This is a genomic window from Streptomyces sp. AC1-42W, assembly GCF_003248355.1.
Taxonomy (GTDB): Bacteria; Actinomycetota; Actinomycetes; order Streptomycetales; family Streptomycetaceae; genus Streptomyces.
In genome coordinates this window covers 80,500-96,034 of record NZ_QKWY01000002.1, presented here as the reverse complement: position 1 = coordinate 96,034, position 15,535 = coordinate 80,500, and the positions used below count along the sequence as shown (strand labels likewise).

11 protein-coding genes are annotated in these 15,535 nt (G+C 72.6%); 3 read left to right on the top strand and 8 right to left on the bottom strand.

What is annotated here, in order from left to right; all coding sequences use genetic code 11:
* Nucleotides 1–15: 15 nt before the first annotated feature.
* A complete protein-coding gene (locus DNK56_RS18250) occupies nt 16–1,782 on the bottom strand; it encodes an acyl-CoA dehydrogenase (RefSeq protein ID WP_111336065.1) in 1,767 nt (588 codons plus the stop codon).
* A complete protein-coding gene (locus tag DNK56_RS18245; protein ID WP_241989983.1) occupies nt 1,779–3,593 on the bottom strand; it encodes a fatty acyl-AMP ligase in 1,815 nt (604 codons plus the stop codon). The genes DNK56_RS18250 and DNK56_RS18245 overlap by 4 nt, the downstream gene beginning before the upstream one ends.
* A gap of 163 nt (nt 3,594–3,756) precedes the next feature.
* On the opposite strand from DNK56_RS18245, the gene DNK56_RS18240 reads away from it, so the two are divergent.
* Nucleotides 3,757–4,722: an ACP S-malonyltransferase gene (locus DNK56_RS18240; protein ID WP_111336059.1), complete on the top strand. Its 966-nt coding sequence runs from the start codon at nt 3,757–3,759 to the stop codon at nt 4,720–4,722.
* Between the two features lie 63 nt (nt 4,723–4,785).
* On the opposite strand, the gene DNK56_RS18235 is transcribed toward DNK56_RS18240, so the two are convergent.
* Nucleotides 4,786–6,381, bottom strand: coding sequence for an outer membrane protein assembly factor BamB family protein (locus DNK56_RS18235; RefSeq protein ID WP_111336057.1), 1,596 nt, complete (start codon nt 6,379–6,381; stop codon nt 4,786–4,788).
* Nucleotides 6,382–6,524: 143 nt separating this feature from the next.
* Nucleotides 6,525–8,141, bottom strand: a complete 1,617-nt coding sequence (locus tag DNK56_RS18230) for an AMP-binding protein (protein ID WP_111336054.1) — start codon at nt 8,139–8,141, stop codon at nt 6,525–6,527.
* A gap of 115 nt (nt 8,142–8,256) precedes the next feature.
* On the opposite strand from DNK56_RS18230, the gene DNK56_RS18225 reads away from it, so the two are divergent.
* Nucleotides 8,257–8,526, top strand: coding sequence for a phosphopantetheine-binding protein (locus DNK56_RS18225; RefSeq protein WP_111336051.1), 270 nt, complete (start codon nt 8,257–8,259; stop codon nt 8,524–8,526).
* Between the two features lie 81 nt (nt 8,527–8,607).
* Here the strand turns inward: DNK56_RS18225 and DNK56_RS18220 are convergent, their stop codons facing one another.
* The 3 genes from DNK56_RS18220 to DNK56_RS18210 form a co-directional block, all read right to left on the bottom strand.
* Nucleotides 8,608–9,858 (bottom strand): pyridoxal phosphate-dependent aminotransferase, encoded by a 1,251-nt coding sequence (locus tag DNK56_RS18220; RefSeq protein ID WP_111336048.1) that lies wholly within the window; start codon nt 9,856–9,858, stop codon nt 8,608–8,610.
* Nucleotides 9,855–11,240, bottom strand: coding sequence for a KamA family radical SAM protein (locus DNK56_RS18215; protein WP_111336045.1), 1,386 nt, complete (start codon nt 11,238–11,240; stop codon nt 9,855–9,857). Before DNK56_RS18215 ends, DNK56_RS18220 begins: the two co-directional genes overlap by 4 nt.
* A 252-nt stretch (nt 11,241–11,492) precedes the next feature.
* On the bottom strand, nt 11,493–13,124 hold the full coding sequence (locus DNK56_RS18210) for an MFS transporter (protein ID WP_111336042.1): 1,632 nt from the start codon (nt 13,122–13,124) through the stop codon (nt 11,493–11,495).
* Between the two features lie 200 nt (nt 13,125–13,324).
* On the opposite strand from DNK56_RS18210, the gene DNK56_RS18205 reads away from it, so the two are divergent.
* Complete coding sequence (locus DNK56_RS18205) at nt 13,325–13,846, top strand: hypothetical protein (RefSeq protein WP_111336039.1); 522 nt, start codon at nt 13,325–13,327, stop codon at nt 13,844–13,846.
* A gap of 22 nt (nt 13,847–13,868) precedes the next feature.
* On the opposite strand, the gene DNK56_RS18200 is transcribed toward DNK56_RS18205, so the two are convergent.
* A complete protein-coding gene (locus DNK56_RS18200) occupies nt 13,869–15,464 on the bottom strand; it encodes an AMP-binding protein (RefSeq protein ID WP_111336036.1) in 1,596 nt (531 codons plus the stop codon).
* Between the last annotated feature and the right edge of the window lie 71 nt (nt 15,465–15,535).

The following is a 15,535-nucleotide window of genomic DNA, read 5'->3' as shown; positions in this document are numbered from 1 at the left end:
CGCGGACTCCTTCGGTCAACCCGGAATCGGGGTCGAGTAGAGGTCGTAGCTGGTCCGGGTGGAGAAGCGGAGCTGGACCTCGTGTCTCAGACGCGTCTCGCACTCCGGGGGGAGGGCGGCGACGCGCGTGCCGAGCCGCCCGCAGATGCGGTGCAGCGCGGCGGCGGCCCAGGACGGGTCGGCGAGGAACGGGTCGGGGCCGTACCGGGCCTGGTCCCAGACGCCCAGCACGGCGGCCCCGGCGAGCAGCAGCGTGTACCGGTCCATCAGGGCGAACCGGGCGGGTCGGGCGCTTCCGGCCGGTCCGGCCGCCTCCAGCCGGAGCACCCGGCCGCGCACGTCCCGGAACTCCTCGACGAGCAGCCCCGCCAGGGTGCGCAGGGCACGCTCCACGGGGCCGTGGCCGTCGATGCGCGCGGCGACCGCGAGCAGCGAGGCGCTGAGCGAGTCCCGGCCGCAGGCCAGGGCGAGGCGTTCGGTGCGCAGCGGCGGCAGGTCCCCGTCCAGCCGGAAGAGCCCGGCGGGCGCCTCCTCCTCGACGAACCAGGAGCGGCGGGCGAGCCGGGGCATCTGCGGGATGACGGTGGCCTGGCAGGCGACGGTGCCGGCGTGGCCGAGGCTGAGCACGGGCACGTCCCGGACGTGCTTCTGGAAGATGCCCCGGGTGCCCTCGCGGGTGTAGAACTCGGAGCCCAGAACGATCGACAGGTCGTACATGGTCTCGCCGAGCACGCGCGGCATCAGGTACTTGAGCGCCGCCGAGGTGACGCTCGTCTCGGCGGGCAGCAGGTGCAGGGCGCGGGCGGCGACCACGGCGAGCGCGTCGTACAGCAGCAGGCTGACGAAGGCGTTGGTCAGGGCGGCCCCGGTACGGCTGTCGTCGGTGCCCCGGCCCTGCCAGCCGCCGGACTGCTCGCGGTCGATGCGGACGGCGGTGCGCAGGCTGGTGTCCAGGGCGGCGACGGCGGTGGCGGCGATCACGGTCCGGCTGATCTGGAAGGAGCGCAGCGCGATCTCGATGCCGCTGCCCTCCGGCCCGAGCAGCGCGGACCGGGGCACCGGGCAGTCGTCGAACTCGACGCCCGCGAACCGGCAGCCGCGCAGCCCGACCGGGGTGCGGCGGGCGGTGACGGCGGCGTGGACGTCGGACAGCTGCTCCGGCTCCAGCAGCAGCACGGAGTGGCTGCGGCTGCCCGGGGCCGGGTCGGTGCGGCAGAACAGGACCAGCGCCCCGGCCCGTTCCAGGTTGTTGACCAGGGGCTTCCCGCCGCTGATCAGATAGCCGCCGGGGCCGCGCCGGGCGGTGACCTGGCTGCGGACGAAGTCGTTGCTGTGCGCCGTCTCGTGCTGGGCGATCGCGGCCCGGCCGCCGCCGCGCAGCAGCCCGGCGAGCCACTGGCGCTGGCGGTCGCTGCCCGTCGCCCAGACGTCGGACGCGGCCATGAAGGTGGTCATGCCGTGCCCGATGGCCAGGCCCACGTCGCGGCGCATCACCGGCCGCATGACCCGGACCAGGGTGTCCATCGCGTCGAGCCGGCCGCCGAGTGCGCGCGGCACGTACTCCTCGGCGATGCCGAACTCGTCGAGCAGCGCCTCGCCCGCGGCGAACGGCACCGCGGCCCGGTCGGCTTGCAGGAGCGCGGAGTAGCCGGCCGGGTTGGCCGGGTCGGACGGGTCGCCGAACAGGTCCTCCAGGGCGGCGACCCTGGCCCGGACGGCGCTCTCGCGCCGCCGCGCGGCCTGCTCGGAGGAGGGCGCGAGCACGGTGGGCGGGGTCGTCACCACCGCCTTCCTCCGTCGGCTCCCTCCGGCCGCAGCAGGTCGCCCCCGAACAGCACGTCCTCGGCGCGGGCCAGCGCCCACACGTCCGGGGTCAGCACCTCGTACTCGCCGCGCACCACCCCGTCCAGGAACAGCGTCCGCATCAGGGTGCGCTGGACCTTGCCGCTGCTGGTGCGGCGCACGGCGCCGGGGCGCACCAGCAGGATGTTGCCGGCCGGGATCTCGAATTCCTGGCCGATCAGGGCCTGGATCTTCTGGGCGACGGTGCGCAGTTCGGTGCTGTCCGCGACACCGCGTACCTCCTGGACGAGCACCAGGTGCTCGCGTCCGGCGTCCACGGAGAACGCGGCTCCGGCGCCGAAGGTCAGGGCGGGGCTGACGGTCCGGGCGGCCCACTCGACGTCCTGCGGGTAGACGTTGCGGCCGTTGATGATGATGACTTCCTTGAGCCGCCCGGTGACGAACAGCTCCCCGTCGACCAGCATGCCGAGGTCGCCGGTCCGCAGGAAGTTGCTCTCCTCGTCGTTGAGGCTGGCGCGGAAGGTGCGCACGGTCTCGGTGGGCCGCCGCCAGTAGCCGCGGGCGATGCCGTAGCCGCGTATCCATATCTCGCCGACCGCGCCGGCCGGCAGCTCGTGGTGGGTCAGCGGGTCCACGATCCGTACGTCCGCGTCCACCGGGACGCCGCAGCCGACGAGCGTGCGCCGCCGGTCGTCCGTGCCGGCCGCCTCGGCCCGGTCCCGCTCCAGCTCGGCCTGGTCGAACTCGCGGCGGACGTACGGGGTGCCGGGCGCGCCGCCGGAGACGACGAGCGTGGCCTCCGCCAGGCCGTAGCAGGGGCGCAGCGCCTCGGGCCGGAAGCCGGCGGGCGCGAACCGCTCGGCGAAGGCGTCCAGGCTCTCGGCGCGCACCGGTTCGGCGCCGTTGAGGGCGAGGCGCCAGCGGGACAGGTCGAGCGCGGCGATCTGCTCGTCCTTGACCCGGTGGACGCACAGGTCGTAGCAGAAGTTGGGGCCGCCGCCGACGGTGACGCCGTACTCGTCGATGGCCTGGAGCCAGCGCAGCGGGCGCTTGACGAAGGAGAGCGGGGTGACCTGGACGCTGTGGCTGCCGAGGTGGATCGGGTGCAGCAGGTGCGCGACCAGGCCCATGTCGTGGAAGTAGGGCAGCCAGCTGCCGAAGACGTCCTCGCGGGTGGTGCGCAGCAGCTTCTGGAGGCTGGCCTGGTTGGCGAGGAGGTTGCGGTGCGAGACGGTCACGCCGCGCGGTTCGGAGACGGAGCCGGAGGTGTACTGGAGGAAGACCAGGTCGTCGGCGCGGGCCGCGACGGGCCGCCACGCCTCCGGGTCGCCGATCTCGGGCACGTCGGTGACCAGGCACTCGGCGGTGGAGCGGGTGTTGCGGGCGAGCCAGAGCGCGACCTCGGGGGCGGCGGACGTCTCGGTGAGGACGACGGCGGCGCCGGTGTCCTTGAGCACGGCGGTGGTCCGGTTGAGCCGCTTGTCGCGGCCGGCCTCGCCGGGCAGCGGGACGGGGACGGCGACGGCTCCCGCGTACAGGCAGCCCGCGAAGCCCTTGAGGAACTCCGCGGTGGAGGAGTAGACGAGCAGCACGGGCTGTTCGGTCACGCCGTAGTTCTGGAGGCAGGCGGCGATGCGTCTCGCCTCCCGGTCCAGCTCTCCGTAGGTGAGGTGCTCGGCCACCGGACCGTCCGCGGTGTCGCGGAGGAAGACGTGCACGTCCTGGCCGGCGAGTTCGGCCGTCCGGGCGCGGAGCAGTTCGGTGAAGGTGGCGAAGCGTGACTCTGACATCCGCGGCATCCCCTCGCGTCTCGGGCCCGTGGATGTGCGGCCCTCGTTCCCGCCGATCCTCCGCAACGGCCCTTGCGGCTCGCTTGCGCGCCCCGGCGGACGCGCCGGGTTCAGGGGGCGGCAGGGGTGCACCGAGGGAGGGGGTACGGGTGACGCTCGCCGCATGGACACTCACACCGAACCCGCAGAGGCGACGCGGACGGCGATCGTCTTCCCCGGCATGCAGCCGACGGCCTTCTCCGAGGTCTCCCGTTTCATGCTGGTCAACCCGTACGCGCGCGAGCTGTACGCGCGCGCCGACGAGGCCCTGGGCTACCGGCTGGCCGACCGCTACCAGCGGACCGAGGGCGACTATTCGCGCTACGGGCAGATCTCCTTCGTGGTGAACTGCCTGGCGCTGGCCCGCTGGGCGGAGGAGCGGCTGGGGGTCGAGCCGTCGCACGTGACCGGGCCCAGTTTCGGCGCCCGCGCCGCCGCCGTGTACGCCGGGGTGCTCGACTTCGCCGACGCGGTGACGATGACGGCCCGGCTGGCGGACACGATGGAGGACTACTTCGCCCGCGAGCATCCGGCGCTGGTCACCCAGTCGATCGCGCGGGTGCCGCGGGAGGGTGTGGAGGAGCTGCGCCGGGAGCTGGAGGAGCGCGGCGAGTGGAGCGACATCGCCTGTGTGGTGGACCGGGACTTCACGATGCTGACCGTCCACGAGTCGGTCCTGGACTGGCTCCAGCGCCGTATCCGCTCGCTCGGCGGGATGGCGCTGTACACGATGAAGCCGCCGATGCACTCGTATCTGTTCGACGGGCTGCGCGACCGGGTGGACGAGGAGATCTTCGCGGGGCTGACCTGGTCGGACCCGCGGCTGCCGGTGGTCGCCGACCAGGACGGCCGTACGGTGACGACGGGCGCGGGCGTGCGCGGGATGCTGCTGGACGGCTTCGTGCGCACGGTGTGCTGGCCGGACGTGGTGGCGGCGCTGCGGGCGGGCGGCGTGGGCCGGCTGTGCGTGTCCGGGGCGGACGGCCTGTTCACCCGGGTCGCCCGCACCACGCGGAACTTCGAGGTGGTGCCGGTGACGCCCCGGTCGGCGATGCAGCCGGTGCGGCGCCGGATGCCGGTCGCGGCCTGAGCGCCGTACGCGTGCGGAAGGGGCCGGTGCCCGCGAAGGCACCGGCCCCTTCCCCGTACCGGGTTACCTGCCGTCCACCGTGAAGGCGTAGAACGTGCCCTCGGTGCTGCTGCCGGTGGTGCCGGCGCCGTCGGCGAACCGGGCGTAGCCGTTGCCCCAGTAGACCGTGCCGTCCACGACCGCCGGACCGGCGTTGGAGGAGTACGGGGCGGCGAACTCCCACAGGTACTCACCGGTGGCGCCGTCGAAGGCGTACATGTGGCCGCTGGTGGAGCCGCCGAAGACGACACCGTTCGCGGCGGTCAGGGCGCCCCAGGCGAATCCGTCGGTGCGGTCCGCGACCTGCCAGATGATCTCGCCGGTCTGCGGGTCGAGCGCGGCGAAGGAGCTGCGGTTGGTGGTGGAGCCGTCCGCGAGCTGGTAGTCGAGCTTGTTGAAGTTGGCCTCGGCCAGGTAGATCCGCTCGCCGTCGAAGGCGGTGCCCCACTCGATGCCGCCGACGTGTCCGCCGGGACCGGCCGCCGCGCTCCAGACGACCTCGCCGGTCGCGGCGTCCATCAGCCAGTACTCGCCGCTCTTCTCGCCCGCGCCGATCACCTTGCGGGGCCGGCCGTCCGCGCCCTTGATGGTGAACAGGTGGGCGCCGTCACCGAAGTCGTAGTCGTAGCCGGGGTTCGGCGGGCAGTTGTTCGGCGGGAGCCCCGGCAGGCAGCCGGTGTTCCAGGCGTCGAACCGCTTGGCGCCGGTGTGCCACTTGATCCGGCCCGTGTACATGTCCAGGGCCAGGACCGTGTCGACGTAGTTGTCCTCCTGGTAGCACTCGGCGGGGGTGCCGCCGGCCGTCTGGCAGTCGGACACCTCCTTCGGGACGGTGTAGTTGTTGCCGGTGGTGAAGTACACCGTGCGGGTCGAGGGGTCCAGCGCCGGGGTGCCCCACACGGCGACACCGCTGTAGCCGCCGGCCCTGCCGCCGTTGTCCGGGGTGGTGAACTGCCGCCACAGCACCTTGCCGGTCTTCGCTGAGATGGCGTTCACACTGCCGCGGAAGGTGCAGCAGGGGTACGTGGGGTCGTAGGCGCCCTCCGACTCGCGCGAGGAGACGCCCTGGTAGATGATCCCGTCGTGGACGACCGGCGACTGGGTCAGCACGGCCTTGTACTGCGTGTCGATCTCACGGGTCCAGATCTTGGCGCCGGTCCGGGCGTCGACCGTGATGAGCACGGCCTTCGTCCAGTCGGCTATGTAGACCCTGCCGTTGACGACGGTCGGGCTGGACCGGGAGACGGAGGCCGCGTCCCCGGTGTACTCGGAGATCTTGTGCGACCAGATCGGCGCGCCCGTCCTCGCGTTGACCTTGTGCAGATAGCCGCCCCAGTCCGGGAAGTAGACGGCGCCGCCGACGACGGCCGGCGTGGCCGACACGTCGCCGTGCGTGGCGTACGTCCACTTGGCCTTCAGCCGGCTCGCGTTCTCCGTGGTGATCTTGTACTCGCCCGTTGCGGAGCGGCTGTTGGCCAGGTCGTGGCCGCCGGTCGTCCACTGGGCCTGCGGGCCGCACGCGTTGGCCGGGGCGATGGCGAGGGTGGTCGCCATGGCCACGGTGGCGAACAGGGTGAGCCTGCGGGCGGTCTTCCGGGGCGACCGGGGTCTTGTGAACATGACTGACTGTCCTCCCGAGGACGGTGGTGACGAAGTGCGTGTGGTGCCTGTGATGCCTGTCGTGCCTGTCGTGCCTGTGCCGGTGGTGCTTGTGGGGTCTGTGGTGGGGGCCGGGACGGCCCCGGACCGGACGCCGGTACGGTTCACGCGGCGCGCGGGGCCCCGGCCGCCGGCGCGAGGGCGGTGTCCCACACCTTCGTGCCGTGCCGTTCCGCCGCGAGCGCGGTCAGCGCCAGCCGGTCGGTCTTCTTGTTGGTGTTGAGCGGGAACTCGTCCAGCCGGTGGTAGTGGCGCGGGATCAGCTGCGGCGGCAGGACGGCCGCCAGATCGCGGTGGAAGTCCCTCGGCGCGCGCTGCTCACCGAGGTAGAACGCGACCAGCTCGGCGCTGTTGGCCACCGGTACGCCGACCACGACCGCGCCCGTGACCGGCGACGCCGCCCGCAGCGCGTGCTCCACCTCGGCCAGTTCGACCCGGTAGCCCTGCACCTGCACCTGGGAGTCCATCCGGCCCAGGTACACCAGCTGCCCGTCCGCGAGCCGCCGGACCCGGTCCCCCGTGCGGTACCAGCGCAGCCCGTCCCGCTCCAGGTACTTGCCGTGCCCGTCCTCCGCGTCGAGGTAGCCGGCCGACAGCTGCGGCCCCGCGAGCCAGAGTTCGCCCTCGCCCGCCGCCTCCTCGCCCCGCTCGTCGAGCAGCAGCTCCGCGTGGCCCTCGTGCAGCAGCCCCAGCGGGACGACGCCGTTGACGCCGAGCCGCACCGACTCCTCGGGCGACCAGCGGTGGCGGTGCGTGGTGATGGTCGTCTCGGTCGGGCCGTAGACGTTGATCACCGCGGAGCCGGGCGCGGCCCGCTGCCAGGCGTCGGTGTCCTCGAACTGGAGGGCCTCGCCGCCGAAGTACGTCCAGCGCAGCGTCGGCATCGAGCCGGGCAGCAGCCGTCCGGTGCGCCGGGACAGCGAGATCACGCTCGGCGCCGAGAACCACACGGTGATCCCGTGCTCCGCGACGAAGCCGGGCAGATCGCGGTACGCGTGCGGCGGCACCGACACCAGGGGCGCCCCGGCCGCCCAGGCGCACCACAGATCGGAGACCGCGGAGTCCCAGTTGAGCCCGGCCGCCTGCGAGAAGACGTCGTCGGCGCGGAAGTCGTACCAGGCGTCCATCAGCCCGAAGTAGTGCGCCATGTTGCCGTGGGTGAGCCGGACCCCCTTGGGGCGCCCGGTGGAGCCCGACGTGAACAGGATGTACGCGACGTCGTCGGGCGCCGCGTCCCGGGGCCCGGCGAGGGCGGTCTCCGGAGCGGCGGCCAGCACCGGCAGCCCGGTGGCCGCGGCCAGGGCCTCGGCGCCGGCCCGGTCCAGGTGCGGGGCGAGCACGGGCAGGCCGCCCAGTTCGGCCCCGGTGCCCCCGGCGAGCAGGGCCGCGCCCTCCTCGTCCACGACCAGTGCGGAGACCCCGGCCGCGCCGAGCATCGAGACGACCTTGCCTGCGGGGAAGTCGGCCGGGATCGGAACGGCCGGCAGGCCCGCGTACAGGGCGGCCAGGATGCCGAGGTACGCGGTGGTGCCGCGGCCGGTCAGGATGCCGACGGCGTTCGGCGGGCCGCCGGGGGCGGCGAGCAGGGCGCCCGCCCAGGCCAGGGCGGTCGCATGGGCCGTCGTGTAGTCCACGGTGTCCCCGCCCACCCGGACGGCGACACCGGCCGGGGATTTCTCCAGGCCCCGCAGGAAACGCGCGTGCAGCGCCTTCGACGCCATTGATTCCATTTTCGCTCCTCATTCCCCGGCACATCGTCGGGAATTTCTCCGGACGCCTTCCTGACATTTCCGGGACGCATTGACAGCCACCGACGGGCGCCCTCATCATTCCCGTATGCCAGAACTCACGAATCACACCTGGGACGAAGCCTTCGAGGCCGTCATCCGTCCGTTCCTGCCCTATCTCGACCCGGCCGAGAAACTGTCCGACGATTCCCGCCTCAAGGAACTCGGGCTGGACTCCATGGGCACGATCGAGCTGCTCGCCGCGCTGGAGAGCGCCTACTCGGTGCGTTTCCTGGACGACGCCCTGAAGCTGGAGAACTTCGCCAGCCCGGACATCCTGTGGAACACACTGATCACCAAAACAGAATCCGCCGCGTGAGAAAAGGGAACCCCTGCCCGGCCCGGCAAGGACGATGAATCCGAGTCGGGCCGCTCCCTTTTCAGGAAACCGCAGAAACTTTTACAGCAGCCGCCGGAATCCTTCTTCGATCCGGTCCAGCACCGAGCGGACATGCGGCACGGCGAGCGGGTCGGCGGCGGCCAGTGCCGTTTCCTGCTGCTCGGCGTTCTCGCCGTAGAGCATGCTCGTCGCGCATTTGAAGCGCAGGGCCCCCGGCTCGTCGCCGAGGAGGTGCCCGGCGAGAACGGCGATGCCCAGGTCCAGCATCCGGTCCGCCAGCGACGCCGAGTCGGTCACGTCATGCTCGGCCAACTCCTCGCGGACCGGCTCGAAGTCCGGGTAGACGTAGAACGCGCCGGTGGGCGGCCGGCAGCGCGCCCCGGCCCCGACGACGATGCGGTGCACCTCGCGCGCCACGGCCCCGTGCAGCCGGGCACTGGCGCGCAGCCGCTCGCGGATCTCCTCGGGCTCACCGAAGGCGTACTCGGCCACCTCCTGCATCGGGCCCGGCAGCGTGGACCACACCTCGCTGGCCACCGAGGCGACCCCGGCCCGGATCGCCTCCCCCCACGGCCCCTCGGGGAAGCGGGCCGCGCCGATCCGCCAGCCGCCCAGCGCCAGGGACTTGCTGAGCCCGGTGCAGACGACGGTGCGGGCGGGCGCCACCTCGGCGGGGCTGAGGTAGTCGGCGTCCGGGTCGTGCACGACGTCCCGGTAGATCTCGTCCGAGACGATGAGCAGGTTCTCCTCCTCGGCGATCGCGCACAGTTCGCGGATCATCGCGGCGGAGGCGAGGGTGCCGGTCGGGTTGTCCGGCAGCGTCAGGATCATGAGGCGCGGGTCGTGCCCCTCGGCGCGGGCGGCCCGGATGCGGTCGCGCAGCAGGGCCGGGTCGGGCACCCCGCCGCACTCCGCGGGGATCGGCACCGCGATCGGCTCCTTGCCGGCCAGCCGGGCCTGCGGCGCGTAGGTGTTCCAGGCCGGCCGGGGCAGCAGCACATCGCCGGGCACGGTCAGGTCGAGGGCCATCAGCAGCGGCTTGCTGCCCGGCGCGACGACGACCTGGTCCGGCCCGGTGGGCAGCCGGCGCCGGCCGAAGTACCCGGCGACGGCCTCCCGTACGCCCGGCGAACCGGCCACCGGCCCGTACGCGTTGCGGACCGCGCCCGCCGCGAGGCGGTCCATCAGCGGCCCGAAGGCCGGCAGCCGCGACTCGCCGAAGCCGAGGTGGACGATGCGCTCACCGGCCGCCTGGCGCTCCGCGACGATCTGGTTGAGGGCGAGATTGGGCGACATGCTCATGGGATTCATGCCTGGCTCCCCACCCCGGCGGCCGCGGTGCGGCTGCCGAAGAGTTCCGGTTCGCGCGACCACGCCGGCCCGGCGATCGCGCGGGCGATGTCGGCGGGCACCGAGTGGTCCAGGCGCAGCCCGTCCAGCCAGGCCGCGTCGGCGTCGTAGTGCGCGAGGAAGGGGCGGCCGACGAGCTTCGGGTCGCGGGCCTGCACCATGCGCAGCTGGAAGAACAGCCCCTCGGCCCGCTCGATGACGCCATCGACGGCCACCTTGCCGGGGGTCGCGGACATCACCGGCCCGCGCACGGTACGGGCCAGGCCGGGCAGGGTCGCGTACGCGTCCCGGTAGATCTCCGCCGCCCGTGCGAGCGGGACCCGGAAGTAGTCGTGCGGGCCGGTGTCGCGCTCCACGAACATGTAGTACGGCACAGCGCCGACGGCGAGTTCGGCCCGCCACATCCGGGCCCACACGGCCGGATCGTCGTTGACCTTGGCGATCAGCGGGGCCTGGCAGTAGACCAGCGCGCCGGTGGACCTGATGCGGGCGATCGCGCGCCGGGCGAGGTCCGTCTCCAGCTCGCGCGGGTGGCTGAAATGCGCCATGACGGCGAGGTTGCGGCCGGTGGCGACGACCTTCTCGAACAGCCGCAGCGCGTCGTCGGCGTCGGGGTCGGTGACGTAGCGCTGCGGCCAGTACGCGACGGACTTCGTGCCGATCCGGATGGTGCGCACGCTCTCCAGCGAGAGCAGCGGCTCCAGATGGGTGCGCAGCCGCGCGGTGGACATCACCATCGGGTCGCCGCCGGTGACGAGCACGTCGCCCGCGTCCGGATGCGCCTCCAGGTACGAGATCAGGCCACGCGGGTCGGGTGCGGCGAACCGCAGCTCGCTGTCGCCGACGAACTGCGCCCAGCGGAAGCAGTACGTGCAGTAGGCGTGGCAGGTCTGGCCCTGGCTCGGGAAGTACAGCACCGTCTCGCGGTACTTGTGCTGGAGTCCGGGGAGTTCGGCGCCGTCACGGGTGGGGACGTTGAGTTCCTTCTGCCCGGAGGGGTGCGGGTTGAGCCCGCCGCGTATCTGCTGCACCAGCGCGCGCAGCGCGACCTTGCCGGCCGGGTCGGCGGAGAGGGCGGCCAGCTCCCGTTCGTTCCGCTCGCTGAGCATCCCCTTCTGCGGGAAGACGAGTTGGAACATCGGATCGTCCGGGATGCGGTCCCAGTCGATCAGCTGCGACAGGACGTACTCGTTGACCCGGAAGGGCAGCACCATCGACACGAGCCGGACGGTCTCCCGAATGTCGGCGGGCAGGCCGTGGCGTTCGGCGATCTCATCGAGCTGCCGTGGTCCGTAGGCGCGGAACCGGGCCGCCTCGGCAGGATCGGTTGCCAGCAGGGACATGCGGATATTCCTCCAGCCTGATGCCTGGCAGTTCGAGCGTCTGCTCGAACACGATGCGATGCTAGGGACGCGAATCGGCCACCGGACCCCAGAACAGACCCCAGCCGGACCCTTACGAAGCGCGCCCACCCCTGCCCGCCGGCACGCACGGCGAAGCCGCCCAGGAGCAACGGGGGACGTACTCCTGGACGGCTGCTGAGAGACCCCTCGCGGGATGTTCGCGCGGGGCGGTGACGGGGTAGGGCGCGGGTGCTACGCGAGCCCCGCGCCCGGCTCCTGCGCCCCGGCCTGCGCGGCGGGCGCCCCGCTCTCCGCGGACTCCGCCGGCTCCGCCGCCTTCGCGTTGTCCTGCTGGACGGACCGCAGCCCGACGAGCGCCACGACGACCGCACCCGCCATCACGACCGCCCCGGCCAGGGACGCGGCGTGCACCTCCGTGGTGAAGGCGGCACGGGCCGCGTCCACCAGGTTCCCGCCCGCCTCGCCAGGCAGCCGGGACGCCGCCGCCAGCGCGCCGCCGATCGTCTCGCGCGCCGCGTCCAGCGCGTCGGCCGGCACCCCGGCGGGGTCGTCCAGCGCGGAGCTGTTGCGGTAGGCGGTGGCGCCGATGGAGCCGAGGACGGCGACACCGAGGGCACCGCCCAGCTCCTGACAGGTCTGCAGCAGCGCGGACGCGGTCCCGGCGCGCTCCGGCGGCACCTGGCCGACGACGAGTTCGGTGACCAGGGTGAGGACCGGGGTGAGGCCCACCGCGAGGGCGATGATGCCGATCAGGATGACGACGAGCCCGTCCTCGGCCGGGACCTGGGTGAGCATCAGCAGCGCGGCGGTGGCGAGCCCGAAGCCGGCGGCGATGATGACGGCCGGGCGCACGGTCCGCACGAGCACGGTGGCGAGCGGCACGACCGCGCCGACCGCGACGGTGCCGGGGATCGTCCACAGCGCGGACTTCAGGGCGCTCATGCCGAGGACGGACTGCAGGTACTGCGTGGAGAACAGCGAGTACCCGACGAGGGTGAAGCAGGCGAGCATGTTGACGGTCACGGACGCGCCGAACGCCCGGTTGCGGAACAGCGAGACGTCGATCATCGGGTCGGCGCTGGTGCGCTGCCGGCGCAGGAACACCGGAATGATCGCGAGCCCGACGACGATCGCCAGGACGTACGGCACGGTGAACCCGTCCACGGCGATCTTCTTGAACCCGTAGACGACGGGCAGGATCACGGCCAGCGACAGCACGGCGCTGATCAGGTCGAACTTCCCGGCGGCGGGGTCCTTGAACTCCGGCAGCAGGAACGGCCCCGCGACCAGCAGCAGCACCATCACGGGCACGTTGATCAGGAACACCGACCCCCACCAGAACCCGGCGAGCAGCGCCCCGCTGACCACGGGCCCGAGCGCGGCCCCGGCGGCCATGCCCGTCGACCAGACGGCGATGGCGGTACGCCGCTGGGTCTGCTCCCGGAAGATGTTCCGGATCAGCGCCAGCGTGGACGGCATCAGCGTGGCGCCGCCGAGGCCCTGGAACGCCCGCGCGCTGATCACCATCTCGGGGCTGTTGGCGTACGCGGCGAGCAGCGATCCGGCGCCGAAGACCACGGCCCCCATGAGCAGCAGCCGCCGGCGCCCGATGCGGTCGCCGAGCGCCCCCATGGTGAGCAGGACACCGGCGAGCACGAAGCCGTAGATGTCGATCATCCACAGCTGCTGGCTGCCGGACGGCCGCAGGTCCTCGCTGATGGACGGGATCGCGAAGTAGAGGACGGTCAGGTCCATGGAGACGAGCAGCACGGGCAGGAGCAGAACGCCGAGGGCGATCCATTCCTTCCGGCCCGCTCTGGCCTCCGGTCCGGTAGGTGCGTTCTCGCTCTGGGAGCTGGTCATGGAGACGGTCCAATGCTGGGGGGACGGGACGTACGTATCAGTGAACGGAAGTACCGACGCGTAGGGGCCCTCCACGCCCGGGAACAGGGGTGCATTCAGGGCCCCGAATAGGGGTGGCCGGTGCTTGCGCCCGGGTATGAAGCGCACCTGCGGGTGTGTGCTGAAATGCAGCGTCGGCAGACGGACGAGGGGGGACGGGCATGGGCACACGGAGCGCGGCGGGCGTGGCGCTGGTGGTGGGGGCGGTCCTGGCGACGGCGGGCTGCGGCGGTGACGCCTCCGCCGGCGACGGTGACAACGGCGGCGGTGGCAACGGCAAGAACCGCTCGGCGGCCGCGGTCGAGGCCGCGCGGGCCTACCAGCAGGCCCAATTGGACCACGGCTGGGAAACCGCGTGCGGGGCCGTCACGGACCGCCTGCTCAGGAAGATGGGCGCCGACACGATCGCCGAGTGCGTCGACCACATGGACATGCCCCGGATCAACGACGTGTCGGGCGTGCGGCTGACCATGGGCCGGCCGGTCGAGCTCCCGGCGTACGGCCGGCACCCGGCGGGTATCGGCCTACGCGTCTCCTTCGGACCGGTCGGGCGTGGCATGTACAACCACACCGCATTCCGCCTCGTGCCCGGCAAACGGGATACCTGGCTGGTCGACCAGGCGGTCAACCTCGCCGACGGCACAGGCACCGAGGCCGTACGGGAAGCGCTCAGGCGCAAGTAGGGCCGGCCGCGCAGAGGCTCCCTCAGCCGTCTTCCGCCACCCGTGCCGCCAGTGCTCTGCGGTCCGTTTTGCCGTTCGGGGTGAGGGGGAGGGACGGGGTCAGGGCGACCTTGCGGGGGATCATGTAGTCGGGGAGGGTCTGCTTGCAGAAGGCGCTCAGTGCGACCGGCTGGGCGTCGAAGTCGCGGCCCGGGACGACGTACGCGTACAGCTCCGGGTCCTCGCCGGGGCGCGGGCGGACCACGACGGCCGCCGCCTCCACACCCGGGAACTCAAGGAGCCGGCGCTCGATCTCGCCCAGTTCGACGCGGTTGCCGCGCATCTTGACCTGGAGGTCGGAGCGGCCGACGAAGTACAGCTCGCCGCTCTCGCCCCGGTACGCCAGGTCGCTCGACTTGTAGACGAGCTGCCCGGACCGGGGGTTGAGCGGGTCCGGGACGAGGACGGAGCGGGTGGCCTCGGGGTCGTCCCAGTAGCCGGTGAACAGCGACGGACCGCGCAGATGGATCTCGCCCACCTCGCCCGGCTCCTCGACCGGCCGGCCCTCCTCGTCGATCAGCAGCATCTCGGCGCCCGGATACGCGAAGCCGATGGACAGCTTGTCGATGTTCTCGGGCAGCGGGTTGGGCACATCGGTGAGGGAGAACGCCATCGCCTCGGTCGGGCCGAAGCAGTTCACCACCCGTACCGGGCCCAGCAGCGTTTGCAGTTGACGCAGTTCGGGAAGCGGGAACGCCTCACCGGAGAACAGCACCCCGCGGATCTGCCCCGACAGGGCCGCGAGACCGGCCGCCTCATGGCGCAGCACCGGCCGCCAGATGGACGGCACCCCGTCCACCTGCGTGGCCCCCGTGTCCGCGAGGAACCGCAGAAGCCGCCGCGGCCAGTGCATGAGTTCACGCGGTACGGGAATGAGCTGCGCGCCCGACCCGAGGGCCAGGCCGATGTCGAGCAGGGCGAAGTCGAACTGGAGGGGCGAGGTCGTCGCGAGCCGGTCCTGCGGTGTGACGACGGAGTGCCGCAGCATGCCCCGGTAGAACGACAGCACGCCCCGGTGGCTCATCACCACCCCCTTGGGGCGGCCCGTGGTGCCCGAGGTGAAGATCATGTACGCGGCGTCGGTGGTGACCGCATCGCGCCGGTGCCGGACGCGCGCCGCAGGGGCGCGCTCCACGGTCACCCCGTCCGGGCCGAAGCGGGCCGTGCCGACGGTCGACGGGATGCCCTCGCGGGTGCCCTTCACCGTCTGGAGGTGCAGCGCGGGTTCCGCCGTGTCGATCATCGTACGGAGGCGGGGGTCCGGCACTTCGGGGCTCACCGGGATGAAGGTGAGCCCGAGCATCGAGCAGGCCAGCAACGCGGCCACGGCGGCGGCCGAGTTGTCGGACTCCAGGACGACCCGGTCCCCGATGTCGAGGCCGAGGGAGTCCAGGGTCACCGCGTAGTCGTGGGCCCTGCGCTCCAGTTGGCGGTAGCTGAGGACCCGGTGCGAACCGTCCTCCGTCGCCTCCCAGGCCGCCGGGCTGTCCGGCGCGGTCCGGGCCGCGGCCAGCATGAACTCGTGGATGCGTTCGGCCGGCGCGCCGACCGCCGCCGGGTGCTCCGTACTCAGGCTCATCGGCCCGCCTCCGCTGCTCGTCCGGATGCCTTGTCCAGGCCCCTCACGGGGTGGTGCGTGTGCAGGCCCCT